The 23254-nt window shown below is 70.7% G+C and carries 25 protein-coding genes; 17 read left to right on the top strand and 8 right to left on the bottom strand.

Annotated features, from left to right (window positions below):
* The first annotated feature begins 21 nt into the window (after positions 1–21).
* Positions 22–1632 (top strand): alpha-amylase family glycosyl hydrolase, encoded by a 1611-nt coding sequence (locus A7B18_RS02820; protein ID WP_180969989.1) that lies wholly within the window; start codon positions 22–24, stop codon positions 1630–1632.
* Positions 1633–1881: 249 nt separating this feature from the next.
* On the opposite strand, the gene A7B18_RS02815 is transcribed toward A7B18_RS02820, so the two are convergent.
* Positions 1882–2634, bottom strand: coding sequence for a serine/threonine-protein kinase (locus A7B18_RS02815; protein ID WP_102125143.1), 753 nt, complete (start codon positions 2632–2634; stop codon positions 1882–1884).
* Between the two features lie 100 nt (positions 2635–2734).
* Positions 2735–3598: a manganese catalase family protein gene (locus A7B18_RS02810; protein ID WP_102125142.1), complete on the bottom strand. Its 864-nt coding sequence runs from the start codon at positions 3596–3598 to the stop codon at positions 2735–2737.
* 164 nt (positions 3599–3762) lie between these two features.
* Here A7B18_RS02810 and A7B18_RS02805 point away from each other — a divergent pair, with 164 nt between their 5' ends.
* Together A7B18_RS02805 and lepB are read left to right on the top strand one after the other, a co-directional pair.
* Positions 3763–4563, top strand: a complete 801-nt coding sequence (locus A7B18_RS02805; protein ID WP_102125141.1) for a patatin-like phospholipase family protein — start codon at positions 3763–3765, stop codon at positions 4561–4563.
* 102 nt (positions 4564–4665) lie between these two features.
* Positions 4666–5454: a signal peptidase I gene (lepB, locus tag A7B18_RS02800; RefSeq protein WP_102125140.1), complete on the top strand. Its 789-nt coding sequence runs from the start codon at positions 4666–4668 to the stop codon at positions 5452–5454.
* A 256-nt stretch (positions 5455–5710) separates the two neighbouring features.
* On the opposite strand, the gene A7B18_RS02795 is transcribed toward lepB, so the two are convergent.
* From A7B18_RS02795 to A7B18_RS02775, 5 genes are read right to left on the bottom strand one after another with little or no spacing between them, the layout of a single operon-like run.
* The gene (locus tag A7B18_RS02795) at positions 5711–6043 is read right to left on the bottom strand and encodes a DUF503 domain-containing protein (RefSeq protein WP_102125139.1); all 333 of its coding nucleotides are present in this window, start codon (positions 6041–6043) and stop codon (positions 5711–5713) included.
* Between the two features lie 6 nt (positions 6044–6049).
* On the bottom strand, positions 6050–6274 hold the full coding sequence (locus A7B18_RS02790; protein ID WP_102125138.1) for a heavy-metal-associated domain-containing protein: 225 nt from the start codon (positions 6272–6274) through the stop codon (positions 6050–6052).
* Positions 6274–6795: a DUF1999 domain-containing protein gene (locus A7B18_RS02785; protein WP_102125137.1), complete on the bottom strand. Its 522-nt coding sequence runs from the start codon at positions 6793–6795 to the stop codon at positions 6274–6276. Before A7B18_RS02785 ends, A7B18_RS02790 begins: the two co-directional genes overlap by 1 nt.
* Positions 6796–6804: 9 nt before the next feature.
* Positions 6805–7692 carry a ribokinase gene (locus tag A7B18_RS02780; protein WP_102125136.1) on the bottom strand — a complete coding sequence of 296 codons (888 nt, stop codon included), beginning with the start codon at positions 7690–7692 and terminating at the stop codon, positions 6805–6807.
* On the bottom strand, positions 7689–8237 hold the full coding sequence (locus tag A7B18_RS02775; RefSeq protein WP_102125135.1) for a nucleoside deaminase: 549 nt from the start codon (positions 8235–8237) through the stop codon (positions 7689–7691). Before A7B18_RS02775 ends, A7B18_RS02780 begins: the two co-directional genes overlap by 4 nt.
* A 205-nt stretch (positions 8238–8442) precedes the next feature.
* On the opposite strand from A7B18_RS02775, the gene A7B18_RS02770 reads away from it, so the two are divergent.
* The 11 genes from A7B18_RS02770 (at position 8443) to A7B18_RS02720 (ending at position 21031) form a co-directional block, all read left to right on the top strand.
* Complete coding sequence (locus A7B18_RS02770; protein ID WP_102125134.1) at positions 8443–10143, top strand: long-chain-fatty-acid--CoA ligase; 1701 nt, start codon at positions 8443–8445, stop codon at positions 10141–10143.
* Positions 10144–10244: 101 nt separating this feature from the next.
* A complete protein-coding gene (locus A7B18_RS02765; RefSeq protein ID WP_102125133.1) occupies positions 10245–12050 on the top strand; it encodes an Ig-like domain-containing protein in 1806 nt (601 codons plus the stop codon).
* A gap of 222 nt (positions 12051–12272) precedes the next feature.
* Positions 12273–13985, top strand: coding sequence for an Ig-like domain-containing protein (locus A7B18_RS02760; RefSeq protein WP_146009437.1), 1713 nt, complete (start codon positions 12273–12275; stop codon positions 13983–13985).
* Positions 13986–14088: 103 nt separating this feature from the next.
* Positions 14089–14493, top strand: a complete 405-nt coding sequence (locus A7B18_RS02755) for a response regulator (protein WP_102125131.1) — start codon at positions 14089–14091, stop codon at positions 14491–14493.
* 10 nt (positions 14494–14503) lie between these two features.
* The gene (locus tag A7B18_RS02750; protein WP_102125130.1) at positions 14504–16879 is read left to right on the top strand and encodes a transglycosylase domain-containing protein; all 2376 of its coding nucleotides are present in this window, start codon (positions 14504–14506) and stop codon (positions 16877–16879) included.
* 93 nt (positions 16880–16972) lie between these two features.
* On the top strand, positions 16973–17365 hold the full coding sequence (locus A7B18_RS02745) for a penicillin-binding protein (RefSeq protein WP_102125129.1): 393 nt from the start codon (positions 16973–16975) through the stop codon (positions 17363–17365).
* A 64-nt stretch (positions 17366–17429) separates the two neighbouring features.
* The gene (locus A7B18_RS02740) at positions 17430–17780 is read left to right on the top strand and encodes a hypothetical protein (RefSeq protein WP_102125128.1); all 351 of its coding nucleotides are present in this window, start codon (positions 17430–17432) and stop codon (positions 17778–17780) included.
* 106 nt (positions 17781–17886) lie between these two features.
* Positions 17887–18570, top strand: a complete 684-nt coding sequence (locus tag A7B18_RS02735; protein WP_102125127.1) for a cytochrome c biogenesis CcdA family protein — start codon at positions 17887–17889, stop codon at positions 18568–18570.
* Positions 18571–18593: 23 nt separating this feature from the next.
* A complete protein-coding gene (locus tag A7B18_RS02730; protein ID WP_102125126.1) occupies positions 18594–19298 on the top strand; it encodes an ABC transporter ATP-binding protein in 705 nt (234 codons plus the stop codon).
* Entirely contained in the window at positions 19288–20049 is a 762-nt protein-coding gene (locus A7B18_RS02725) for a heme exporter protein CcmB (RefSeq protein WP_102125125.1), read from the top strand. Before A7B18_RS02730 ends, A7B18_RS02725 begins: the two co-directional genes overlap by 11 nt.
* Before the next feature lie 19 nt (positions 20050–20068).
* A complete protein-coding gene (locus A7B18_RS02720) occupies positions 20069–21031 on the top strand; it encodes a leucine-rich repeat domain-containing protein (RefSeq protein ID WP_102125124.1) in 963 nt (320 codons plus the stop codon).
* A 3-nt stretch (positions 21032–21034) separates the two neighbouring features.
* On the opposite strand, the gene A7B18_RS02715 is transcribed toward A7B18_RS02720, so the two are convergent.
* Positions 21035–21751, bottom strand: a complete 717-nt coding sequence (locus A7B18_RS02715; protein ID WP_102125123.1) for a hypothetical protein — start codon at positions 21749–21751, stop codon at positions 21035–21037.
* 217 nt (positions 21752–21968) lie between these two features.
* Here A7B18_RS02715 and ccsA point away from each other — a divergent pair, with 217 nt between their 5' ends.
* Genes ccsA through ccmE form a run of 3 tightly spaced genes read left to right on the top strand, consistent with a single transcriptional unit; the run spans position 21969 to position 23243 of the window.
* Positions 21969–22679 carry a cytochrome c biogenesis protein CcsA gene (gene ccsA / locus A7B18_RS02710; RefSeq protein ID WP_102125122.1) on the top strand — a complete coding sequence of 237 codons (711 nt, stop codon included), beginning with the start codon at positions 21969–21971 and terminating at the stop codon, positions 22677–22679.
* Entirely contained in the window at positions 22672–22788 is a 117-nt protein-coding gene (gene ccmD, locus A7B18_RS02705; RefSeq protein ID WP_102125121.1) for a heme exporter protein CcmD, read from the top strand. The genes ccsA and ccmD overlap by 8 nt, the downstream gene beginning before the upstream one ends.
* On the top strand, positions 22785–23243 hold the full coding sequence (ccmE, locus tag A7B18_RS02700) for a cytochrome c maturation protein CcmE (RefSeq protein ID WP_102125120.1): 459 nt from the start codon (positions 22785–22787) through the stop codon (positions 23241–23243). Before ccmD ends, ccmE begins: the two co-directional genes overlap by 4 nt.
* Positions 23244–23254 lie beyond the last annotated feature (11 nt).

Below are 23254 nucleotides of genomic sequence, written 5' to 3'. Positions count from 1 at the left end.
TCTTCCTGCTACGCTCGGCGGGTGACGCAATCTCTGAGCGGCGATCTCCAGTGGTGGCAGAGCGGCATCATCTACCAGATTTATCCGCGCTCCTTTCAGGACGCTTCGGGCGACGGCGTGGGCGACCTGCGGGGCATCACGGCGCGGCTGGGGTACGTGGCGAGCTTGGGGGTGGAGGCGGTGTGGCTCTCGCCGATCTTCACGAGCCCGATGCGTGACTTCGGGTATGACGTGGCCGACTACGTAGGCATCGACCCTCTCTTCGGTACGCTGGAGGACTTCGACGCGCTCGTGGCGGAGGCGCGGAAGCTGGGCCTGAAGGTGATGCTCGACTTCGTGCCCAACCACACGTCGTCCGATCACGCGTGGTTCCGGGAGGCGCTGACCGGGCGGGACAGCCCGAAGCGTGACTGGTACGTGTGGCGCGACCCGGCGGGTGACGGCGGCCCGCCGAACAACTGGAAGTCCTTTTTCGGGGGCGGCGCGTGGACGCTCGACGAGGCCAGCGGGCAGTATTACCTCCACCAGTTCCTCCCCTCTCAACCCGACCTCAACTGGCGCAACCCCGAGGTGCGGGCGGCGATGGCGGACGTGCTGCGCTTCTGGATGCGCCGGGGGGTGGACGGCTTCCGGGTGGACGTGATCTGGCTGCTCGCCGAGGACGAGCGCTTCCTCGACGAGCCGGAGAACCCCGAGTGGCGGCCCGGACAGCCCGAGCATGGCAGCCTCCTGCACGTCTACACGCAAGACCAACCCGAGACACACGCCTACATCCGCGAGATGAGGCAGGTGCTCGACGAATTCTCGACTCCCGAGCACGAGCGGATGATGGTGGGCGAGATCTACCTGCCCGTAGACCGCCTGCTCCCTTTCGCGGGCACGCGGGACGCGCCGATGGTGCATCTGCCCTTCAACTTCCACCTCATCCTGCTGCCGTGGGACGCCGCGCGGGTTCGCGCCTTCGCCGACATGTACGACGCGGCGTGCCGGGCCGCCGACACCTGGCCGAACTGGGTGCTCGGCAACCACGACCAGCACCGCTTCAAGACGCGGGTGGGCGCGGCGCAGTCCCGGGTCGCCCAGACGCTGCTGCTCACCCTGCGCGGCACCCCGACCGCGTATTACGGCGACGAGATCGGGATGGAGAACGTGCCCATTCCTTTTGAGAAGATGGTGGACCCGGCGGGGCTCCAGCAGCCCGACGTGCCGAGCGCCAGCCGCGACCCCGAGCGCACGCCGATGCAGTGGGACGCCTCCCCCAACGCGGGCTTCGCCCCGGCGAGCGCGACCCCCTGGCTCCCCCTCGCCGCCGACCACCAGACGGTGAACGTGCAGGCGCAGGAGGCCGACCCCGCGAGCGACCTGAACTACTTCCGGGCCCTGACAGGGTTGCGCCGCGAGCATCCGGTCCTGATCGGCGGCGACTACCGCTCGCTGGACACCGGCCACGCGGACGTCTTCGCCTTCGAGCGCACGCAGGGGGGCGAGCGCCTGACCGTCCTGCTCAACTTCGGCGGCGAGGAGCGCGACCTGGGCGACGTGGCACGGGGGCAGACGCTCCTGAGCAGCCTGAACGACACCCCGGCGAGCGGCTTGGCACTGCGGGCGAACGAGGCGCGGATTCTGGGGTAGGGGCCGGAGATTTCGGCGCGAGATGGGTCCACAAGCCATTCACGGGCTTTCCCGCGCCTTTCTGCTTCTCCGCCCCCGTGGGGGAGGTTGGGACTCGTAGAGCTGCGGAGCAGAGGGGGTGAACCGCAAGCGACCCGCCGCGCGGTAGGAAGGCCGGGCATCTTGCAGTCGCACCTGTTGGTCACACGCCCCCTCTCCCCGGCCCTCTCCCGCAAGGGGAGAGGGAGAAGAACAAGCGCCCCCAGCCCCTCAATACGGCAATCCCGCCAGCCTCAACAGCGTCTCCCGCACCTCACGCGCACTCGCCGGGCGGCGGGTGCGGTCGGGGTCGGTGAGGGCAGCGTGCAGGGGCGAGAGGGGGTCGTCGCCGAAGAGGGTGGGGGCACCGGGCTCGGGCAGCTCTCCGGTCAGGCCCCAGCCCAGCAGCACGCCGACGCCGTAGAGGTCGCTTTCATAGCCCAGGGGCTCGCCGCGCCCGGCTTCGGGGCTCTGGAAGGCGGCGGTGCCCACGCGGGTGGGAACGGCAAAGACCTCGCGCACCGGGCCCGAGAGGTCGAGGTCCACCAGGGTCGCGGCGCCATCCGGCTCCACGAGGACATTCTCGGGCTTGAGGTCGCGGTGGACGAGTCCGCGCGAATGGAGGTGGTCGAGCGCCCCGAGCACGTGCGCGAGGGTGAGCAGGAAGGCGCGGCGCTCACACGTCAGGGCGGGCCGCCGGGGGTAGCGCCCGAAGAGGGTGACGCCCCGCGCGAGCGTCGCGACGAGGGCGGGGCGGTCGTCCACCTGCGTGGCGGCCAGGACCCGGACGAGGCGCGGGTGGTCGAGGTCCCTGCCGTGGCGGTACTCCCGCACGGCGTGTCCCGCGAAGGCGGCCTCGAAAATCTTGACCGCGCACGGCTGCCCCTGCGGTCCCACCGCGAAGTACACGACGCTGTGCGAGCCGCGACCGAGGGGGCGCACCAGCCTCACCCCCTCCCCCACGACCTGACCCGCGAGCGGCATTCGCTTCCACCTTAAACCAAACCGGGCGGTGGGCGACAGCGGAGCCCCACACAAAGAGCGCCCCGGTGAAGGGACGCTCCGTGCGGGCGAACGTTGGGGCTCAGGTCAGCGACTCGCCTTTCAGGCCCGCCGCGCCCGTCATCTGCTGGGTCTCGGCGTAGGCCTGGGGCAGGGGGGGCGCGAGCATGGGCTCCTGGCCCATCGGCTGGGCGGCCACGAGGCGGAACTCGCCCAGGGCGTCGAGCGAGGGGCCCTGCGTCCAGCGGCCCGTGGGGGGCGCCGTGCCCTCGATCCCGGTGAACACGTAGTCGTAGCTCACCTCGCGCAGTTCCTCCTGCACCGGGAAGGAGTTGGGGATGGGCAGGGTTCCCTGATGCCCGCCGAGTTCCTCGATCACGGCGAGCCACTGCTGCTGGTGCATGGTGTCGCGCGCGATCAGGAAGCGCAGCATGTCCTTCATGCCGGGGTCGTCGGTGAGCTCGAAAAGGCGGCAGGCCAGGGCGCGGCCCGTCGCCTCGGCGGTCACGTTGGCATACATGTCGGCGGCGAGGTTGCCGCTCGCGTACACGTGCGAGCCGCTGAAGGGCACGCCGTTGGCGTCGGCGGCCAGCGCCGCCATCCCCGCCGAGAGGAACTGCCGGGGGTCACCGCCGCCCATCACGGCCTCGACGATGGGGTTGGCCTTCGCGGCGGCCTCCTTCACCGAGCCGGGCGAGCCCTCCAGGTTCATCGCCACGGCGGTCGCCAGCATCTCGATGTGGGCGATCTCCTCGGTGCCGGTCGCCAGCAGCATGTCGCGGTACTTCTTGGGGCCGCGCGCGCCGAACGACTGGAAGAGGTACTGGAGGCACACCCGGATCTCGCCCTCCACGCCGCCAATCGCCTGTTGCAGGGCGCGGGCGAAGCGGGGGTCGGGCGTCTCGACGCGAACCGGGTACTGCAACTTGCCATCGTAATAGAACATGTCTCTCTCCCCTCTCGCCGCCGGGGAGGGCGGCCAGTGCCGCCAATTCAAACAAACGTGAGCGTGTGCCCCGTGAACCGGGCCTTCACCCCGGGGGCGAGAAACCTTTAGCGGGCGGACAGAATGCGGCGCCGCCCCCGTTGCCCCGCCCCTACAATCGCCCCATGTCGGACTTCGGGCTGGTGCTGGGGGGCGGGGGGGCGCGGGGCCTCGCCCACATCGGGGTCTGGCGGGTGCTGGAAGAAGAGGGCCTGCGGCCCCGTGTCCTCGCGGGCACGAGCATCGGCGGGCTGGTCGCGGCCTTTATCGCGGCGGGCTTCTCGGCGGACGACCTCACGCGCGTGTCGGGCGCCGTGTCGTGGCGGCGGCTCCTCGACTGGCGGCTGGGGCGGGGCCTCTTGAACGCGGCGGCCTTCGAGGCGTGGCTGGGGACGAACCTCCCCGCCACCTTCGAGGAGCTGCGGACCCCCCTGGCGGTGACCGCGACGGACGTGCTCACCGGGCGGCAGGTGTACCTGTCGAGCGGCCCGCTCTTCCCGGCGCTGCGGGCCACGACCGCCTACCCCGGCGCCATCGACCCCGTGCCCCAGGAGGACATGCTGCTCGCCGACGGCGGGGTGCTCAACCAGGTGCCCGTGGACGCCGCGCTCTTCCTGGGGGTTCACCGGGTGGTCGCGGTGGACGTGACGGCGCCCGGCCTCCTCGAACTGCCCGCCCGGCGGCGGCTGTGGCGGCGGGAGGCGGAAGCGCACCTCGGCCCCGTGCAGGCGCTGCGGCGGGCCGCCGACATCATGCAGGCGCAGCTCACCGACGCGCGGCTGAGCCTCTACCGCCCGGACGTGCTGCTGCGGCCCGCCGTGGTGGGGGTGGACCTCCAGAGCTTTCACCGGGGCACGCAGGCGATCCAGGCGGGCGAGGAGGCGGCGCGGGCCGAACTCCCCCGGCTGCGGGCGCTGGCCTCCTGAACGTCCCTGCCTCACGGGACCTCCTCACCCGGGGGGACCTTCTACCGTGCGGGCGGGGTGTGGCGTCCGCTATGCTGCGCCGGGACAACCCAAGGGAGCCTCATGACCAGACTCAAAGGGGCCGCGTCCGGCCCGCTCAGGAAACTGTGGAAAGAAGTTTTAGAGCCCATCGTGTTCGCGGTGGTGATCACCCAATTCGTGGCGACGCTCGTCGGCGTGGACGGCGTGAGCATGATGCCGAACCTGCGCGATCACGAGCGCGTCTTCGTGCCCAAGTACGAGACCTGGCTGCACAAGGCGGGGGTGGGCAACTTCAGCCGCGGCGACATCCTGATCTTCAAGCCGCCGCGCGAGGCCGCCGCGCAGATTCCAAACCTCAACCGCAGCGCCTTCGGGCTGTGGACCTACCGCCCCTTCCTGATCAAGCGGCTGATCGGTCTGCCCGGCGACCGGGTGCGCGTCTCGGGCGGCGAGGTGTTTATCAACGGCGTGCGGCTCGACCAGAGCTGGACGACCGACTACTGGCGCTCGCAGGGCTGCTGGGACACCCAGAGCGACCTGGCGAACAACGCGGCCTCCAGCGGGGCGGGCCTCCTTCAGGACCAGCCCGAGGTCACCGTGCCTGCCGGGCACTACTTCGTGATGGGCGACAACCGCACGGCGGGCGGCAGCGAGGACTCGCGCCTCTTCGGCCCGGTGCCCCTGCGCGACATCGCAGGCCGGGCGGCGGCGGCGGTGTGGCCGATCATGCGCAAGCAAAACGCGGGCTACGACTGCTCGGCGGGCCGCGTGTCGGGCTTCAGCGGCGAGAGCGTCCTGAACTGGCGCGTGCTGAACAGGCCCGAGGCCTTCGACGCCCTCAAGAGCCAGTTGGCGAAGGAAGGCGACTGACGGGGACGGCACAGGAAAAGGGGGAGCGTCGGCTGAGGTCGGCGCTCCTTTTTGCCCTCTCTGGTGGAGAACCGGCCCAGCCCGCACCGCAAGACTCGCAGAACTGTTTGCAGAGGGGAGAACCGCAGCTCCCTCCAGCGCCCTTCCACACCCGACCCGTCGCACCTCATCCGGCGAAACGGACGGCCCGGCTCCACGACAACGGCGAGGGGCGCCCGACATCTGCGCCGACCCGCCCCCGAACCACCTCTGGACTTCAGCTCTCCTCGTCCTCCCCCTCATCCACGTCGTCGCCGAGCACGCGGATGTCGGTGCTTTCCTCCACCACGCGGTACTCGCCCTCCTTGGCGATGAAGTCGGCGGCCATGCGCAGGGTTTCTTCCACCCAGACGTAATCGTTGCTGAGCGTGGCGACGCCGATCACCTCCCAGTCGTGGGCGTTGAGGCCGTCGAGGCGGGCGACGGTCAGGGGATAGCGGGCCTTGAGGCGCTCGACGACGGGGCGGACGAGGGCGCGCTTTTCCTTGAGGTTGCTCACCCACGGCATCTCGACCCGGACGGTCAGGACGCCGACGTAGCCGAGGGCCACGGGGGGCTAGAGCATCCCCGCCAGGAAGCCCTGGGCACGCACGGCGCGCACGAGGTCCATGACGGTGTGCTGGCTGGGGTCGTAGTGGACCTCGATCTGGCCGTCGTCGGGGGTCGCGCGGCTCACACCGGGGAGCGAGAGCAGGTGGGCGGCAACGCGCTCCCCGGCCTCGCGGTTCATACCGCGGACACCGAGCAGCACGCGGGTGGCAGGACTCGTCATGCCCGCCATTATGCGCCCCCCTCCGCGCCCGCCGCCGCCGACTTCCCCACGCCGAGGCGTTCGCCGGGCGCCGTCTGCGCGCGGGTGCCCAGGTGCCGCACCGCGTAGCGCCCGGTCACGTGCGCCTCCTCCTCCCCGGCGGCCCTCTCCAGCGCGGGAGTCACGGGAAAATGCACCTCGTACACGGCGGTGTCGTAGGCGCTCTTGACCGCCGCGTGGAGGAGGCCCGCCGCCGTCTCGGGGGGAGCGTCCGGGGAGAGCAGCACCGTCCGCACGAGCACGATGGGCCGGTCTCCCTGCCACACGTGCTGGGCGAAGATGGCCCCCGCGAGGCCGCCCGCGTCGTCCTGGGCGACGAAGGAATGCTCGCTGCGCTCGTAGAACTTCAGGGCGGGGAGGCTGGTACTCAGCCGCCCCTCGCGCTCGCGGTCGGGCAGGGCGTCGAAGCGGGGGTCGGCGTGACGCCGGGCGGCGAGGTCGAGGGCCGCCAGGGCGTCGTAGTCGGGTTCGGCGAAGGTGCGGTACCGCATGGGGGCAGCCTAGCGCGCGTGGGCGAGGGCGGCCCCGATCTCGGCCCGGCCCGGCACCGCGTCCTGCGCCCCCGGGCGGGTGCAGGCGAGGGCGGCGGCGACGGTGGCGGCCTGGAGAGCCTCGGGGAGGGCTTGACCTTCGGCGAGCCACGCGACGAGCACCCCGCAGAAGGTGTCGCCCGCGCCCGTCGTGTCCACGGGGGTGACCCGGTGGGCGGGGAGGCGGTGGGTGGCGTCCGGCGTCACCGTCAGGCTGCCTTGAGAACCGAGCGTGACGGTGACTGCCCCCGGTCCACGTTCGAGGAGGGAACGGGCGGTCTCCTCCCCAGCCCCACCCGCCAGCACCGCGAGTTCGTGCTCGTTCACGATCAGGTGATGGGTGTGCGCGAGGAGGCCAGGATCGGGCTCGCGGGCGGGCGCGGCGTTGAGCACCACGGTCAACCCGGCGGCGTGGGCACGGCGGGCGGCCTCGCGGGTCACCCCGGGCGGCAACTCACCTTGCAGGAGGAGGTGGGTGAAGCCCTCCCACTTCTGCGGCAGATGGTCGGAGGTGACGTGCGCGTTCGCCCCGCTCGCCACCGTGATCGCGTTCTCGCCCTCCGGGGAGACGGTGATCAGGGCGAGACCGGTGGGCGCGGCGAGGGTGTGGAGGTGGTCGAGCCCCACGCCCGCCCGGGTCAGACCCCGCAGGGCCGCCTCCCGGAAAGCGTCCTGTCCGACCGCACCGCACAGGGCCACCTTTGCCCCGGCCAGCGCGGCGGCCACCGCCTGATTTGCCCCTTTGCCGCCGGGCGAGACGGTGGCGTCCCCGCCGAGGACCGTCTCGCCGGGGGCCGGGATGCGCCCTGCCCGCACGGTGAGGTCGGCGTTCACGCTCCCCACGACGAGGACGCTCACTCCACGCCCGCCGTTTCCTCCGGGTAGTGCTCGCGCCACAGGGCCCAGCCCTCGTCGGGGAAGGCGCGCCTCGCCTCGGGGGCGAAGAGGCGGGCGCCCTCGCGCTCCAGCTCGGGGTCGGGGGTCGGGACGACCTCGGTCTCCTGCATGGCGGGGTGGCTGCTCCAGGCGATCAACCGGCCCGAGCCGCCCCAGGGATCGTTCGTGGCCCACACCACCCGGCCCACGCCGAGCAGGGCGCTCGCCCCGCCGCACATCAGGCAGGGCTCCAGGCTGGTGTAGAGGGTCAGCTCCCCCGCATCTTTGACCTTGCCCACCGCGAAGAACACGTCCATCTCGGCGTGGGCCACGCTCGCGGCCCCGACGTGCTCGGGCGTCTGGGCCTCGCCGACCCGGTTGCGGCCCCGGGCGATCACCTCGCCCCCCGCGTTCACGAGCACGGCACCGACCGGGGCGCTGCCCGCCTCCTGCGCCTCGCGGGCCAGCCGCAGGGCTTCTTCGAGGTGGGGACGGTGGGCCGCAGGGTCCGGTGCAGGGGTCGTCATGGGGCCCATCTTGCACGAGCCGCCCGCCCCGCTCCGTGGGGTCGCGGACAGGTCGGGGCGGGTTTGTGGACCGGCCACCCCCCGAAGGCACCCGCTGGGGGAGTGCAACGGAAGAGCTTTTGTGCTTATACTGAGTCCAACTTCCAACCCCTCTCGCCCGCCCGGTGGCCGCCGAGGCGTGGTCCCTAGGAGTGTGACGCGCCGCATGGAAAGACCCTGGCTGGCCCACTACGAACCCGGCGTTCCGCGCGACTTCACGCCGAGTGGCGACGTGCTGCCCGACCTGCTGCGCCGCAGCGCCGAGCGCTACCCCGACCGGGCGGCGCTGACCTTCCTGGGCCGGACGACCACGTACGGGCGGCTGTGGCAGGACGCGGGGCGCTTCGCGGCGGCCCTTCAGGGGCTGGGGGTGCGGCCCGGCGAGCGGGTCAGCGTGATGCTGCCCAACTGCCCGCAGTTCGTGGTGGCGTTTTACGGGGCGCTGCTCGCGGGCGGGGCAGTGGTGAACACGAGCCCGCTGTACGTGGCCTCCGAACTCGAACACCAGCTTCTCGACAGCGGGAGCGAGACGCTGATCTTGCTCGACGCCTTCTACCCACGTTATCAGGAGATCGCCGCGCGCGTGCCCGTCAAGCGGGTGATCGTGACCGGCATCCAGGACGCGCTGCCCTTCCCGAAGAACGTGCTCTATCCGCTCAAGGCGCGGCGGGAGGGCACCTGGGTGGACGTGAAGGCGGGGGGGACGGTCTTCCACTTCGGGTCGCTCGTGCGCTCGCACGCCCCGGCCCCGCAGCCCGTGACGATTCGCCCGGACGACGTGGCCTTGCTCCAGTACACGGGCGGCACGACGGGCGTGCCCAAGGGGGCGATGCTCACCCACGGCAACCTCGTGGCGAACGCCGAGCAGGCGCGGGCGTGGATGACCGACCTGCGCGAGGGGCAGGAGGTCACGCTGGCGGCGATCCCCTTCTTCCACGTGTACGGGATGACGGTCGCCATGAACCTCAGCCTCCTGATCGGCGCGACCATTGCCCTGGTGCCCAACCCGCGCGACGTGCGGATGGTGCTCTCGCAGATCAGCGCGAGCAAGGCGACCCTCTTTCCGGGGGTGCCCACCCTCTACAACGCGATCAACAACCACCCCGACACGGCCAAACACGACCTGACGACCATCCGCGCGTGCATCAGCGGCAGCGCGCCCCTCCTGCTCGAAACCGCGCGGAGGTTCCGGGCGCTGACGGGCGGGGCGAATCTGGTGGAGGGCTACGGCCTGACAGAAGCCGCGCCCATCACCCACACCAACCCGATCTTCGGGGATCAGCGCGACGGCAGCATCGGCCTCCCGATGCCGGGGGTGGACGCCCTCGTGGCGGGCGAGGACGGCGAGCCCGTCCCGAGCGGCGAGGTGGGCGAGCTGTGGGTCGCCGGGCCGAACGTGATGAAGGGCTACTGGGGGCGCGAGGACGAGACCGCGAAGACGCTGCGGGAGGCGCACGGGCGCACCTGGCTGCTGACGGGCGACCTCGCGACAATGGACGAGGACGGGTACTTCCGGATCGTGGACCGCAAGAAGGACCTGATCATCGCGGGGGGCTACAACGTCTACCCGCGCGAGGTCGAGGAAGTCCTGATGACCCACCCCGCCGTGCTGGAGGCCGCCGCCGTGGGCCTCCCCGACGCCTACCGCGGCGAGAGCGTCCACGCCGCCGTGGTGCTCAGGCCCGGGGCGCGCGCCACCGAGGCCGAGATCGTCGCGCACTGCCGGGCGGGCCTGAGCCCCTACAAGGTGCCGCGCAGCGTGGAGTTCCGCGCCGAACTTCCCAAGACGGCGGTGGGCAAGGTGCTGCGGCGCCAGCTCGCCGGGGAGGCCCGGGAGCGGGCGCAGGCGACCCCGGCGGCGAGCTGAGCCCTGCCCCCGGCGTTGGTTCGGCGCCCGGACGCTCCTTCCCGCAGGGTGACCCGCAGATGTGGGGCGGGCGAGGAGGATGAGAGTCCCCGGCCCCGCGCGTGGTACGGTGGGCCGATCACGGCGGCCTGACAGACGCGGACGCGGGGAGTGTGGACCCCGGCGCCCGGCGGGCCGCGGCGAACGGGGGGATCAGGATGACCGAGCGCGAGGGGTGGAAGGCGGGGAGAGGGCGGGCGCCGCGGGGCCGGGGCGCCGGAGTGCTGCTGGCGCTGAGCCTGGGGCTGGTGGGCTGTAGCCGAACGGGGGTCCCGGCTCCCGGCGTGGCCGCCCACCCGGGCGCGGGCGTGCGGCTTCAGGCCGAGGCGGGCACCGTGCGGGCCCGCCAGGCAGCCCAGACGGTCGCCGACCCCCGCTCGGGCGGGCGGATCATCAACGACCCTGACGCGGGCGGGGGTCAGGCCGTAGCCCTGCTGGGGACGAACGACAACGTGGAGTTCGTGGTGCCGTCCACCCTGGCGGCGGGGCGTTACACCGTCTCGGTGCGCGGGCGGGGCGAGGCCCACCAGGGCTGGCCCACCGTGGACCTCAACGACGCGGAGCAGCGGCGGCTGGGGGAGGCGACCCTCGACTCGGGCGCTTACGCGACGCGCCCCTTCGGGGAGTTCGACCTGATCCCCGGCGCGGTGCTCCAGGTGTCCTACCTCAACGACCTGTACGAGGGGCCGGGCCAGGACCGCAACGCCATCGTCGATTACCTGCTGATCGAGCCCGTGGGGGGAACCCCGCCCGCCGACGGCGCGCCGACGGTGACCCTGCGCCCACCCGACAACGGGGACCTGACCGGACGGGGCGGCTCGACCTTCGAGGACGAGCACAACGTCGTGCTGGAGGCCAGCGCCTCGGACCCAGGCGGCGCGGTGACGCGGGTCGAGTTCTTCCGTGAGGGCGTCAAGATCGGCGAGGCCACCTCCGCCCCCTACCGCCTCGTGCACAGCGAGGAGCGCGACCAGCCCCTCACCGGGCCCACCCCGGTCTCCTACTCGGCGCGGGTCACCGACGACCGGGGGGCCGTGGGGACCTCCGCGCCCGTCACGGTCACCTCCCGCTCGCGGGCCGACGACCCGGCGAGCCCGCTGCCCCTGCGCGCGATCAACTTCGGGGGCCCGCGGGCGGCGGTGAACAAGTTCCGCTGTCCCTTCTGCCTCAACGGCGTGTTCTTCGACGCGGGAGACGCGGGGGGCTGGACCACCAACGGCACCGTCCGGACGGCGAGTGCCCCGCTGGTGCCTCCGGTCCTGAGCCCGGAGCGCGAGGAGATCGTCCGGAGTGCCGTGTCGCGCGCGGGCGGGTTGGAGGTGGGCGTTTCCGTGCCGAACGCCCCCTACGAGGTCTACCTGTGGGTGCGCGCCGAGGACACGACCCCCTACGACCTCCAGATGGAGGGCCGCAGCGTCGCGCGTTTCGCGCCCCCGGAGGCGGGCTTCTGGAGCAAGCTCGGGCCCTTCCCCGTCACGGTGGGAGACGGCGTGCTGAATATCGCGAGCACCGGCAGCGCCCCCGCGAGCTTCTCGGCCCTCGAGGTCTGGCGGGTCAGGCAGCCTGGAGAGACCGCGCCGAGCGTCGCCTTCGACCCCGTGCCCGAATACGCCCCCTATCCCGGCGCCGCCCTCCCGCTGACGGTCACGGCCTCCTCCCCGAACGGGGCCGTCGAGCGGGTCGAGTTCTACGCCAAGGGTCCTTCCCCGTCGAGCCGCGCCCTGCGCCTGGGAGCGGACACGGGCGCCCCCTTCGAGTTCGCGTGGGAGAACGCCCCCGCCGGGTACTACTCGCTGATCGCGCGGGCCACCGACAGCGGCGGCCTCTCCTCCACGGCAGAGACGAGGGTGATCATCCAAGCCCCGTAGCACCGCCCGGCGTCCCCGTGCAGCCCTTCGCTCCCCACATGGCCCCCACCCCGCGTGGGGGTTCGTCCTGTGAGTCCGGGAAGCTGACCGCGGCTTTCATGAAGCCCCGTTTCTGTGAAGTTCTTCTCTCTTAGTGTAAGGTGAGTCCAGTTCCACGATAGATGAGTCCATGAGGGAGACCACTCGCCCTGCTCGACTTGTGGAGCGCGAAAGGGGAAGAAGATGACCCACGGAAGAGAACGTTCTGGACTTCGGATGCGCCGCCACGCCGGGCTGGTGCTGCTCAGCCTGACGCTGGCGGCGTGCAGTCAACAGGCCTCCACGCCGACGGCCTCCAACGACTTGCAGTTCGAGGCCGAGGCCGGCACGATCCAGGCCTTCACCACCCCGCAGACCGTCGCCGATCCCCGCAACGGTGGCCGGATCATCAACGATCCCAATGCCTCCGGCGGCAAGGCCGTCATTCTGCTGGGCACCAACGACAACGTGCGTTTCGTCGTCCCGGGCAGCGTCAAAGCCGGACGGTACACCGTCTCGGTCCGCGGGAAGGGTGAGAACTACAAGGGTTGGCCGACCGTGGACCTCAACGACGCGGCCCAGCGACGGCTGGCGGTGGCGACGTTGGATTCGGCGACGTATGTCAACCGGAAGTTCGGGGAGTTCGATCTGAAGCCAGGGCAGGTGTTCAACCTGTCGTTCATCAACGATCTGTACGAGGGTCGGGGCAAGGACCGCAACGCCATCGTCGATTACCTTGTCATCGAACCCGTCGGGACGACGCCACCTCCACCTCCGCCCGTCAATCAGGCGCCGACCGTCACCCTGAGTGTCGAGAATGGGGTTCTGCCCGCATTCGAGTCTGACACTTCCGGTCTCGAAGAATTTGAGGACGACAACAACATTATTTTGAACGCCGACGCTTCTGATTCAGACGGCAAGATAGTAAGAGTTGAATTTTATGCCGACAACACCAAAATCGGCGAGGACACGACTGCACCCTACAGCCTCGTGTTTGCACGCAGCAGCGATGTCGACACCACTTCCTCCACGAGATTCACGGCTCGGGCCATTGACGATCAAGGGTCCGTCACCGCCTCCGATTCGCGTCTGGCTATCTTTTACTCCGGCAACTCCACCATTCTGGCGTCGCCTGCGATCAACTTCGGCGGACCGGACGTTCAAATCCAGAGCTACGAGGGGTTGTTCCTCGGCCCGAACTTCTCGGCGGGCGACAAGAGGGGGATCACGACGAACGGCACCCCGACCGTCCTGCCTGCCAGCGCGCCCCTCTCGCCCACCCCCGAGCCCGCCCGCGACGCCCTGGTCCGCAGCGCCCTCTCGCGGCAGGGTGGTCTGGAAGTGAACGTGCCGCTGCCCGAAGCCTCCTATGCGGTTTACCTCTGGGTACGTGCCGAGGACGCGACCGACTACGGCATCCAGATGGAGGGTCAGGACGTGGCACGCTTCGAGCCCGGTGAGGCGGGCCAGTGGAAGCGGCTGGGACCCATCAACATCAGCGTGAGTGACGGCACACTGAACGTCGCCAGCACAGGCACGGCGACCGCCAACTTCTCGGCCATCGAGATCTACCGCAAGTCACAGGCAGGGGACACCGCACCCAAGGTGAGCTTGACCCAGCCGTCCTCCTCCTCTTCCGTCACCCCAGTTCCTGCCGGTCAGCCGCTAACATTGGCGGCAGAGGCTTCGGACCCGGAGGGCATCGCGCGGGTCGAGTTCTTCGCCTTCCCCTTCGGTGGCGGCACTCCAGTCCAGAAGATCGGCGAGGCCACGAGCGCGCCCTACACCGTCGTGTGGCAGAACACCCCGACTACCGGCCTCTATAACATTCTGGCCGTCGCTACTGACAACACGGGTGTTTCCTCCTTGCAGACACCCACCAGGCAGGGCGTTGTGGTGGCCTTCTCCTCTCCGTAACTTCGTAGCCATCCTTCCCCGGCCCCCACCCCGCGTGGGGGTCTTCCCTTGCCTGCCCTTCCTGCACGGCGGCACAGACGCTCTCACCCCACGCTGCCCTATCATGGAGGGTATGGCGTATACCATCCTCGTCGCGGACGACGACGCGGCCATCCGCACCATGCTGGAGGTGATCTTGTCGGCGGACGGGCACACCATCACGGCGGTGGCCGACGGGCGGGCGGCGCTGGAGTACCTCCAGACCCACACGCCCGACGCGCTGCTGCTCGACGTGGACATGCCCATGATGGACGGCTTCGAGATCTGCTCGCGCGTCAAGCGGGTCAAGCGGCTGCGGGGCACGCCCGTGCTGCTGATGACGGCCCTCGACGACGACCACACCCGCGACCAGGCCAAGCTCGTCGGCGCGGACGACCTCGTGTACAAGCCCCTGAGCGGCAAGAACCTGCGCGGGAGGCTTTCGCACCTGATCGAGGCCCGGCGCCCGCGCGAAACGGGCACGCCCTAGGAGAAGTCACGTGTTCCTGAGATTTGTCAAACTCACCACCTCCCTGCTCCTCGCGGGCGGCGTCGCGGCGGCGGGCGTCGGCGCCACCTACGCGACGAAGTGGGCGCGCGAGCTGCCCGACTACCGCACCCTCGACACCTTCACCTTCGGGGCCGAGACGCGCGTCTACGCCCGCGACGGCACGCCGCTGGGCACCCTCGTCCCCAAAATCGGCGAGCAGGCGGTCAGCCGCACCCTCGTCCGCCTCGACGAGATCAGCCCCTTCATGACGGCGGCCCTGATCGCCAACGAGGACCGCAGGTTCTTCGAGCACTACGGCCTGGACCCCTACGGCATCGGGCGGCAGTTCCAGCGGGTCGCGCAGGGCGAGGACGTGCAGGGCGGCTCGACGCTGACCAACCAGCTCATCAAGAACACCCTGCTCTTCGACGAGTACAAGCAGGCGCGCACCCCCGACCGCAAGGTCAAGGAGTGGATGCTCTCGGTGCAGGTCGAGCGGGCCTTCACCAAGGAGGAAATCCTCCAGAACTACCTCAACGCGATCTACTGGGGAGACGGCGGGCCGGTCGAGCTCTACGGCATCTATTCGGCGGCGCAGGCGTACTTCCGCAAGACGCCCAAGCAGCTCAGCCTGGCGGAGAGCGCCTACCTCACGATCCTGGTGCCGACCGCCAACCGCTACTTCGACTACGCGGCGGTGCGGCCCCTGATGAAGGTGCTCCTCAACCGCATGGTGGAGGACGGCTGGGTGACCCGCGCCCAGGCGGACGCGGCGTGGCGCGAGAAGTTGCAGCCGCGCGGCTGGAAGGTCGCCTACGCCGCCGACGGGACCCTCAAGGGCGCCAAGCTGGTCGACCGCTCGGCCAAGGAACTCAAGGCGGTGACGAGCACCCGCGCGCAGCACTTCGTGAGTCAGGTCGAGCAGGAACTCGTTCGCCGCTTCGGGCGCGACAAGGTGTACGGCTCGGGCGGGCTGCGGGTGTACACGACCCTCGACCCCAAGCTTCAGGACGCGGTGGAGACGGCCAGCCGCGAGGCGACGTCGCTGTCGTACCGGGGTTTCCCGCCGGGCGCGACGCTGGGCGCCACGATCCTCGACCCCTACACGGGCGAGGTACTCGGGATGATCGGGCAGCGCATCGTGCCGGGGCAGCCGCTTCCCGACTGGAACAACGCGGCGCAGGGCCAGCGGCAGATCGGCTCCACGATCAAGCCGCTGCTGTACACGACGGCACTCTCGACGGGGCTCGACCAGACCCACCGCGAGGAGGACAAGCCCGTCACCTTCCCCTGCGCCATCGGGTGCAAGGACGGCGTGTACAAGCCCCAGAACTTCGAGGGCGCGACGACCTTCCGCAATATGACGATCCGGGAGGCGCTCGACCGCTCGCTCAACCTCGTGACGGTGCGGCTGGCCGACCGGATCGGGCTCCAGACCTTTTTCGGGAAGATCCGGGACCTGGGCATTCCGCCGAACGACGGCACCGGGCTCGCGGCGGCGCTGGGGGCGGTGGAGACCACCCCGGTCAAGATGGCCGCCGCGTACGCGCCCTTCGTGAACGGCGGGCTCTACCGCGCGCCGCGCTACATCACCCGGGTGACGACCGCGCGGGGCGAGGTGCTGTACGACGCGGCGAACGAGGTGATCAAGGCCAAGCGGGTCTGGACGCCGCAGGTCGCCTTCCTGGGCCTCGACATGATCCGCGGCGTGGTGAACGACCTCAGCGAGCGCCAGGGCGGCCTCGCCACGCGGGCGAAGTTCGGCGAGTGGCCGGTGGCGGGCAAGACCGGCACCTCGAACGGGCCCAAGGACTTCTGGTTCATCGGAACCACGCCGCTCTACACGGGCGCGGTGTGGGTCGGCAAGCAGCAGGGCGGCGAGATGCCCACCTACTACTACTCGGGGTACGTGAACGCGCCGATCTGGCGCCGGATGATGGAGATCGCGCACGCGGGCAAGACGCCGACCGCCTTCGTGGAGCCGCCCGGCATCCTCTACGCGGAGGCACCCGACCCCGGCTACCTGCCCGGCGTGAAGATCGCCCGCGTCGATCCCCGGTTCAACACCTCGACCACTGCCATCGAGCGCGACGCCCCGCCGCCCACCGTGTACCGCGAGGCGACGTGGCAGCCCGCCCGCGACTCGCGCACGACCGTCATCAGCGTGGACCGCACGACGGGCCGCCTCGCCACCGAGTTCACGCCCCCCGACCGGATCGAGCGGCGCCGGGTGTACCTCGAAGAACTCCCCGCCTACGCCCCCGACCCCAATCCGCAGCCCCTGCGCGACGAGAAGCCCGACCCCGAGGCGCTGAAGGTGGTGCGGACCAAGCAGAGCACGCCCAGCCCCAAGGCTGCCGAGCCGGACGACACGACGGCGCCCTGAGGACGAGACGGAGAGGAGGCTCCCCCGAGTGCGGCGGGAGCCCTCTGCCTTCTCACGCCCCTGTCACGCGGCGGTGAGGCTTGGGGCGGCATCATGCGGCCCATGAGACGCGCTCCCCTGCTCACGCTGCTGCTGGCCCTCGGGATTTCGGACGCCGGGGCGCGGGTGCGGCTGGGGGAGGTGCTGCCCCCCCACCCCTGGACCTCCGGCGAGCGCGAGGTCGTCGTCGTGTACTCGCACGACTGCGGCGACCTGGGCGAACTGTGGGGGGCGGTGCTCGCGGCGGGGCTGCCCGTGCGGGCGGTGAACGCGGAGGACGTGCCCGCCCCGGCGCCGAAGGGGGTCAACGTGTGGCGCGGCCCGGAGGCGACCGCCTTCGCCCGCGCGCTGCGGGTCGGTGCCTATCCCACGGTGCTCCTCGTGCGGGAGGGCCGGGTGCTGAACGCGTGGGAGGGGAACTTCGGGGGGAATCTAGGGCTGAAGTGAGAAGATTTCCTCACTTCTCATCCCATTTAGGGAAACGATCAGCTTTAGAACTTAAAGTAAGGTCATGACCCCGCAATCTGTGCGCGTCCTGCTGGCCGTGGCCAGCCTCATGGTCCTCGCTCCTACCCCACTGGCGAAGGGGCGGGATGACTCGTCCTCGGGCCGTTCGAGCGTCGAGGGCATCATCCGTGCCTGGAATCCCGCCGCCCGCACCTTCCGCGTCACCGACGAGGGCCGGACCTACCTCGTGCGCGTCACGCGGGCGACGGTCTACACGGCGGAGCACCGCGCCGCCCGGCTCGCCGCCGGGCAATTCTGGGCCAGCAACCGCAGCGGCCAGAAGGTCGACGTGACTCCCGGGCGTGCCCCGAACGGCACCACCGTCGTCGCCACCCATATCCGGCTTGACGACTGAGGCCCACACGCTCTCTTCGGCCCCTGTCCCGCGTGGGGGCGTTCGTGTGCCCGGCAGTCCGCCTGCGGGGACAGCCCGCCCTATGGCCCTGGGCTAGACTCGCCCCATGTTCGTCTCTCCCGGTGCCCCGTCCGTCACGGTGGCCTTTCTCGCGGGGCTGATCTCGTTCCTGAGCCCCTGCGTGCTGCCGCTCGTGCCGAGTTACCTCGGCGTGTTGGGCGGGGCGCGGGCGCCGCTGGGGCGGGCGCTGGGCTTCATCCTGGGCTTCGGGCTCGTCTTCATCGCGCTGGGGGCGACGGCGAGCAGCCTGGGGGCCCTCCTGGCACCGCACAAGATCTTGCTCGGGCGGGTCGCCGCCGCCTTGATCATCTTCTTCGGGCTGGTGATGCTCGGCGTGATCCGGTTGCCCGTGCTGATGCGGGACACGCGGGCGCTGGCGGGCGCGGGAGGCTACGGGCCGGTCGCGCTGGGGGCCGCTTTCGCCTTCGGGTGGAGTCCGTGCCTGGGTCCGGCGCTGGGCAGCATCCTGGGGCTGGCCGCGAGCAGCGCCAGCCTGAGTACCGGGGTGGGGCTCCTCGCCGCGTACACGCTGGGGCTCGCCGTGCCTTTCCTCCTCGCCGCGCTGCTGTGGGACCGGCTGAACCTGCGGCGGCTGAACCGTTACGCGGGCGTGTTCGAGAAGGTGGGCGGCGTCGTGCTCGTCCTCGTCGGCGTTCTCATGCTGACGGGGCAGTTCACGCGGCTGGCGACCTTCTTCTACGAGGTGATGCCGGCGTGGCTGAGGGTGTAGGGGGTCAAGGGGGTCGGTGGGAAGTGGTCAGTGGGAAGTGGGAAAAGACGGGCGACCCATCCACTGACCACTCACCACTCACCACTCCCCCGCCCGCCCTCCAGCTCCGCGACCTCTGGCTGAGGCTGGGCCGCGAGGTCATCCTGCGCGGCGTGACCCTCGACGTGCCCGCCGGGGAGGGCGTCACCCTGCTCGGCGAGAACGGGGCGGGCAAGACGACGCTGCTGCGGGTCCTCGCGTCGGGGCTGCGGCCCACCCGGGGGGAGGGGCGGGTGCTGGGGTTCGACCTGCGCGACGGGCGGGCGGTGCGCGAGTGCGTCCACCTGATGCCGGTAGACGGGGGACTGTACCCCGACCTGACGTGTGCGGAGAACCTCGACTTCGCGCTGCGGATGCACGGCCAGACGGGGGACGCGGTGGGGGAGCTGCGGCGGGTGGGGCTGGAGCGGGCGGCCACCCGCCGCGTCCGGTTCCTCTCGGCGGGGATGCGCAAGAGGCTCGCCCTCGCCCGCGCGCACCTGCTCGCCCGGCCCGTGACTCTGGTGGACGAGCCCTTCGCCAACCTCGACGAGGCAGGGCGGGAACTCACCCTTGAACTGCTCGGCGACCTCGCTTCTGGGGGCGTGACGCTGGTGATCGCCGCGCACGAGCCGCATCTCGCGCGGCGGGTGGCCCCCCGGGCCGTGCGGCTGGTGGGCGGCAAGGTGGAGGAGGACCGTGGAGCGTAGCGGGTGGAAGGTGGAACAGAAGGGCAGGCCGACCGCGCCCCACGCTCCACCCTCCACGGTCCGCTCGGCCCTCACCCTCGCCGCCAAGGACCTGCGGGTGGCGGGGCGCACGCGGGACACGCTGCTCGCCACCACCTTTTTCGCGGGGCTGGTGCTCCTCGTGCTGGGGCTGGCGCTCGGCGGGGACGCCACGGCGCGGACGGTCGAGCAGACCGCCGGAGTCGCGGCGGGCGCGGTGTGGACGGCCCTCGCGCTCTCGGCGGCGGTGGGGGCGCAGCGGGCCTTCGCGCAGGAGCAGGAGGCGGGGGCGCTGGAGCAGCTTCTCCTCTACCCGGGGGCACACGGGGCGCTGTACGTGGGCAAGCTGCTCGGGGTGCTGGGGCCGCTCTTCCTCGTCGCGGCGTTCACCCTTCCGGCGGGCCTGATCCTCTTCGGGGCGGCGGGGGCGGGGCGGGCGGTGCCGTGGGGGGCGCTCGCGCTCCTGACCGCGCTGGGTGTGGTCGGCTTCGCGGCGGGGACGACCTTCTACGGCTCGATCACGGTGAACCTGCGGGCACGCGAGGCGCTGCTGCCCGCCCTCGCCTTCCCGATCCTCGTGCCCGTGGTGATCGCCAGCGTGAAGGCGACCTCCCTCCTGCTCACGGGCGGGTGGACGCCGGAGGTCACGACCTGGGTGGTGTTCCTCGCGGCCTTCGACCTGGGGACGGTCATCCTGGCGACGCTGCTGTTCGGCTTCGCGGTCGAGGGGTAGGGGCCCGGTACAGTGGCCCATGCCCACCGACGAGGACAGCGTGGTCGCCGAAGGCTTGAACCACCAGCACACGACGGGACCGCGCGCACAGGACCTGCTTGCCGTCCTCGAACGCGACCCCTCCGCCCGACCCGACCACCTGAATCTCAATGGCTGCCGCCTTCAAACCCTGCCCGAGAGCCTGAGACGTTGCACGGACGCCCGGGTCCTGAGCGTGTACGACAACGAGTTGACAGGGGTGCCGGAGTGGGTGTGGGAGATGACGGGGCTGAGCACGCTCAACCTCTCGGCGAACCGGCTGACCGAACTCTCCCCGGGGCTGGGCAGGCTGACCGGGCTGGAGATGCTCGACCTCGGCCATAACGGGTTAAGCACGCTGCCGGACGTGTTCGCCGGGTTGCAAGAATTGAGATTCCTGTACCTCAGCAACAACCGCCTGACCACGCTGCCCGACTCCCTGCGTTACCTGGGCTCGCTCGTCTACCTCAATGTCACCGACAACGCCTTGACGGCCCTTCCTGACTGGCTGGGCGAGTTGGCGAACCTCGTCGAGTTCCGCGCATACAACAACGCCCTCACGTCCCTGCCGGAATCGGTCGGAGCATTGAGCGACCTGCGGGAACTGCACGTCATGAACAACCGCCTGACCAGCCTGCCGCCCGAGTTGGGGAACTGCACCCGCCTGGGCAAGCTGATGGCGCAGGGCAACGCCCTCACGACAATGCCCGAGGAGATCGGCAAGCTCGGCGCCCTCACCGAACTGGACTTGAGGTTCAACCACCTGACGGAACTGCCCGCCTCGCTGGCCGAGCTGGAACACCTGCGCTTCCTCGACCTGCGGGCGAACGGGCTGACGGCGCTGCCGGAAGGGCTGGCCTTTCTCCCGAACCTGGAGCGGCTGGACCTGCGCTGGAACCGCTTGACCTCCTTGCCCGCGGCGTTCCGGCGGCTGGAGGAGCGGGGGTGCCTGATCTATACCTGAGACTTACGGACCCCCCGCCACCAGCAGCACCGCCCGTCCGTCGTGGTCTCCGGTCGTCTCGGTCGGGGTGTCGAGGCGCGAGCCCATGTCCACGTATCCGGCCCGCCTGAACCCGGTGTGGGTATTGAGCTTGTCGGCGAGGTCCTCGCGGGCGACCTGGAAGGAGCGGTAGGGGTGGCCGGGGCGAGGAAACAGGCGAATGCCCTCCAGGCTGAAGGCCCCCGTGAAGACGTACCCGTTTTCCACGGGAACCGGCCCGAAGATGCGCCCGTGGTTGTTCGGCACGAAGAAGGGGTCGTCGCTGAACGCCTCGCCCGGTCCGGTGGGCAGCATGGGGTAGAGCCTCCCGCCGACCTCCCCGAAGTAGCCGGTGGAGTGCCCCCCCTTGGGGCCATACCCGGCGGCGTTCATCGCGGCCAGGAGGCGGCCCGTGGCTTCCTCCGGGCTCTTCGCCGCGCGGTCGATCAGGAGCACGTTGACCGGCTCACGCGGGGTGCGCCCGCCGAGCTTCTCGCCGAGCCAGGTGGCGGGCACGAGGTCTTTCGTGATCATCCAGCGCCCGACCTCGCCTACGCCGGGGACAGATACGGGCGCGCCCTCGGGGCGGTAGGTGGCCGGGTCGGGGAGGGGGGCGGCGGGGGGAGAGGCCGAGGGGGCACAGGCGGTCAGGGTCAGGGCGGCGAGGGCCAGGGCAACGGTCAGGGGGCGGGCAAACTTCATAGGGCACCTCTTGGCTTTGCAGCTCCACGACTCTGGGGGAGGGCGGCGGGTTGAGAGCCTCACCGTACCCTATCCGCAAGGACACTCCCTCTCCATGCGCCGGGGGGACACTCGCACTTGTCCCTCCCGCGCCAGGACGCGATTCTGTGGGCACGAGAGCACGCCGCACCCCCGGTCACGGTGACCCTCACGGGCGCGGCTCAGAATGAGGTTTGACATGAGACAAGATCGAGTCACGACGGGGCTGGGCGCCGCGACCCTCCTCGCCCTGGGGGCGGCGGTGGTGCTGGGCCTGAGCGCGCCCCTGGATGTGAATCAGGGCTCGCTCGTCCGCCTGATGTTCGTGCACGTGCCCACCGCGTGGCTGAGTTACCTCGCCTACGGGGGCACCGGCCTCTTCGGGCTGCTGTACCTGATCACCCGCCAGCGCCGCTTCGACCGCCTCGCCCTGAGCAGCGCGGAGATCGGCGTGCTGTTCACCGTGGCGACCATCGTGGGCGGGATGCTGTGGGCCAAGCCGACCTGGGGCGTGTACTGGGTCTGGGACGCGCGGCTGACGACCACCGCCCTGAGCCTCGTCGTGTACGGCGGCTACCTGCTGATTCGCAGCCTGATCGACGACCCGGACCGCCGGGCGCGGGTGGCGGCGGTCGTGGGGCTGGTGGGCACCCTCTACGTGCCGATCAACTACATGGCCGTGGAGTGGTGGCGGGGCGTGCACCAGACGCAGACCCTCAAGCTGCTCGGCAAGATCCGCTTCGACGCCGCGCCCGTGTACGGCTGGGTGCTGCTCGCGGCGACCGTCGCCTTTACCCTGCTGTACTTCTACCTGCTGCGCGTGCGGGCGACCCTGGCCGCCCGTGAGGAAGAGCGCGAGGAGCGCGAGCTGATGGCCGACCTGACCCCGCTGGAGGTCGCCCGTGGATAAGTACGCCGCCTACGTGATCGTGGTGTATGTGGTGACCCTGCTGCTGCTCGCGGCCTACCTCGGCTGGGTCTGGTTGCGGCTGCGCGCGAACCGCGAGGAGCGGCGATGACCCTGCCCTCTCCCCTGCCGCAGGCCCGGCGGCGTAAGCGCAGCCCGCTGCCCACCCTCCTGGGCGTCGTGGCCCTCGTCGCGCTGACGGCCTTCATCGCCTTCGGGAACCTGGGCAAGAGCCTGGAATACTTCGTCACGCCGACCGAGTACGTGCAGCAGCGCACGGAGCTGGAGGGGCGGCCCCTGCGCATCGGCGGCCTCGTGCGGGCGGTGCAGTACAACCCGCAGACGCTGGACCTGAAGTTCGACGTGACGGACGGCGGCGCGAGTTTCCCGGTGCGGTACCGCGGGGCGGTGAGCGACCTCTTCAAGGAGAACCAGGGGGTCGTCGTGCGCGGCGAGTTTCAGGGCAACACCTTCCACGCCTCCGAACTCGTGGTGAAACACTCCGAGGAATACAACGTGCCGCAGACGCAGGCCGAGCTCAAAGACCTGCTGCGGCAGAGCGAGTGAGGACTCGCGCC

Source organism: Deinococcus planocerae, assembly GCF_002869765.1.
In the GTDB taxonomy this organism is placed as follows: Bacteria; Deinococcota; Deinococci; order Deinococcales; family Deinococcaceae; genus Deinococcus; species Deinococcus planocerae.
The sequence above is the reverse complement of the archived record's forward strand: the minus strand, read 5'-3'. Positions and strand labels throughout refer to the sequence as shown.

Excerpts from the sequence above, each read along its gene's own strand:
- A7B18_RS02815 (WP_102125143.1), bottom strand. The coding sequence starts at position 2,634 with ATGCCGCTCGCGGGTCAGGTCGTGGGGGAGGGGGTGAGGCTGGTGCGC.
- A7B18_RS02810 (WP_102125142.1), bottom strand. The coding sequence starts at position 3,598 with ATGTTCTATTACGATGGCAAGTTGCAGTACCCGGTTCGCGTCGAGACG.
- A7B18_RS02805 (WP_102125141.1), top strand. The coding sequence starts at position 3,763 with ATGTCGGACTTCGGGCTGGTGCTGGGGGGCGGGGGGGCGCGGGGCCTC.
- lepB (WP_102125140.1), top strand. The coding sequence starts at position 4,666 with ATGACCAGACTCAAAGGGGCCGCGTCCGGCCCGCTCAGGAAACTGTGG.
- A7B18_RS02790 (WP_102125138.1), bottom strand. The coding sequence starts at position 6,274 with ATGGCGGGCATGACGAGTCCTGCCACCCGCGTGCTGCTCGGTGTCCGC.
- A7B18_RS02785 (WP_102125137.1), bottom strand. The coding sequence starts at position 6,795 with ATGCGGTACCGCACCTTCGCCGAACCCGACTACGACGCCCTGGCGGCC.
- A7B18_RS02775 (WP_102125135.1), bottom strand. The coding sequence starts at position 8,237 with ATGACGACCCCTGCACCGGACCCTGCGGCCCACCGTCCCCACCTCGAA.
- A7B18_RS02770 (WP_102125134.1), top strand. The coding sequence starts at position 8,443 with ATGGAAAGACCCTGGCTGGCCCACTACGAACCCGGCGTTCCGCGCGAC.
- A7B18_RS02760 (WP_146009437.1), top strand. The coding sequence starts at position 12,273 with ATGACCCACGGAAGAGAACGTTCTGGACTTCGGATGCGCCGCCACGCC.
- A7B18_RS02755 (WP_102125131.1), top strand. The coding sequence starts at position 14,089 with ATGGAGGGTATGGCGTATACCATCCTCGTCGCGGACGACGACGCGGCC.
- A7B18_RS02745 (WP_102125129.1), top strand. The coding sequence starts at position 16,973 with ATGCGGCCCATGAGACGCGCTCCCCTGCTCACGCTGCTGCTGGCCCTC.
- A7B18_RS02740 (WP_102125128.1), top strand. The coding sequence starts at position 17,430 with ATGACCCCGCAATCTGTGCGCGTCCTGCTGGCCGTGGCCAGCCTCATG.
- A7B18_RS02735 (WP_102125127.1), top strand. The coding sequence starts at position 17,887 with ATGTTCGTCTCTCCCGGTGCCCCGTCCGTCACGGTGGCCTTTCTCGCG.
- A7B18_RS02720 (WP_102125124.1), top strand. The coding sequence starts at position 20,069 with ATGCCCACCGACGAGGACAGCGTGGTCGCCGAAGGCTTGAACCACCAG.
- A7B18_RS02715 (WP_102125123.1), bottom strand. The coding sequence starts at position 21,751 with ATGAAGTTTGCCCGCCCCCTGACCGTTGCCCTGGCCCTCGCCGCCCTG.
- ccsA (WP_102125122.1), top strand. The coding sequence starts at position 21,969 with ATGAGACAAGATCGAGTCACGACGGGGCTGGGCGCCGCGACCCTCCTC.
- ccmE (WP_102125120.1), top strand. The coding sequence starts at position 22,785 with ATGACCCTGCCCTCTCCCCTGCCGCAGGCCCGGCGGCGTAAGCGCAGC.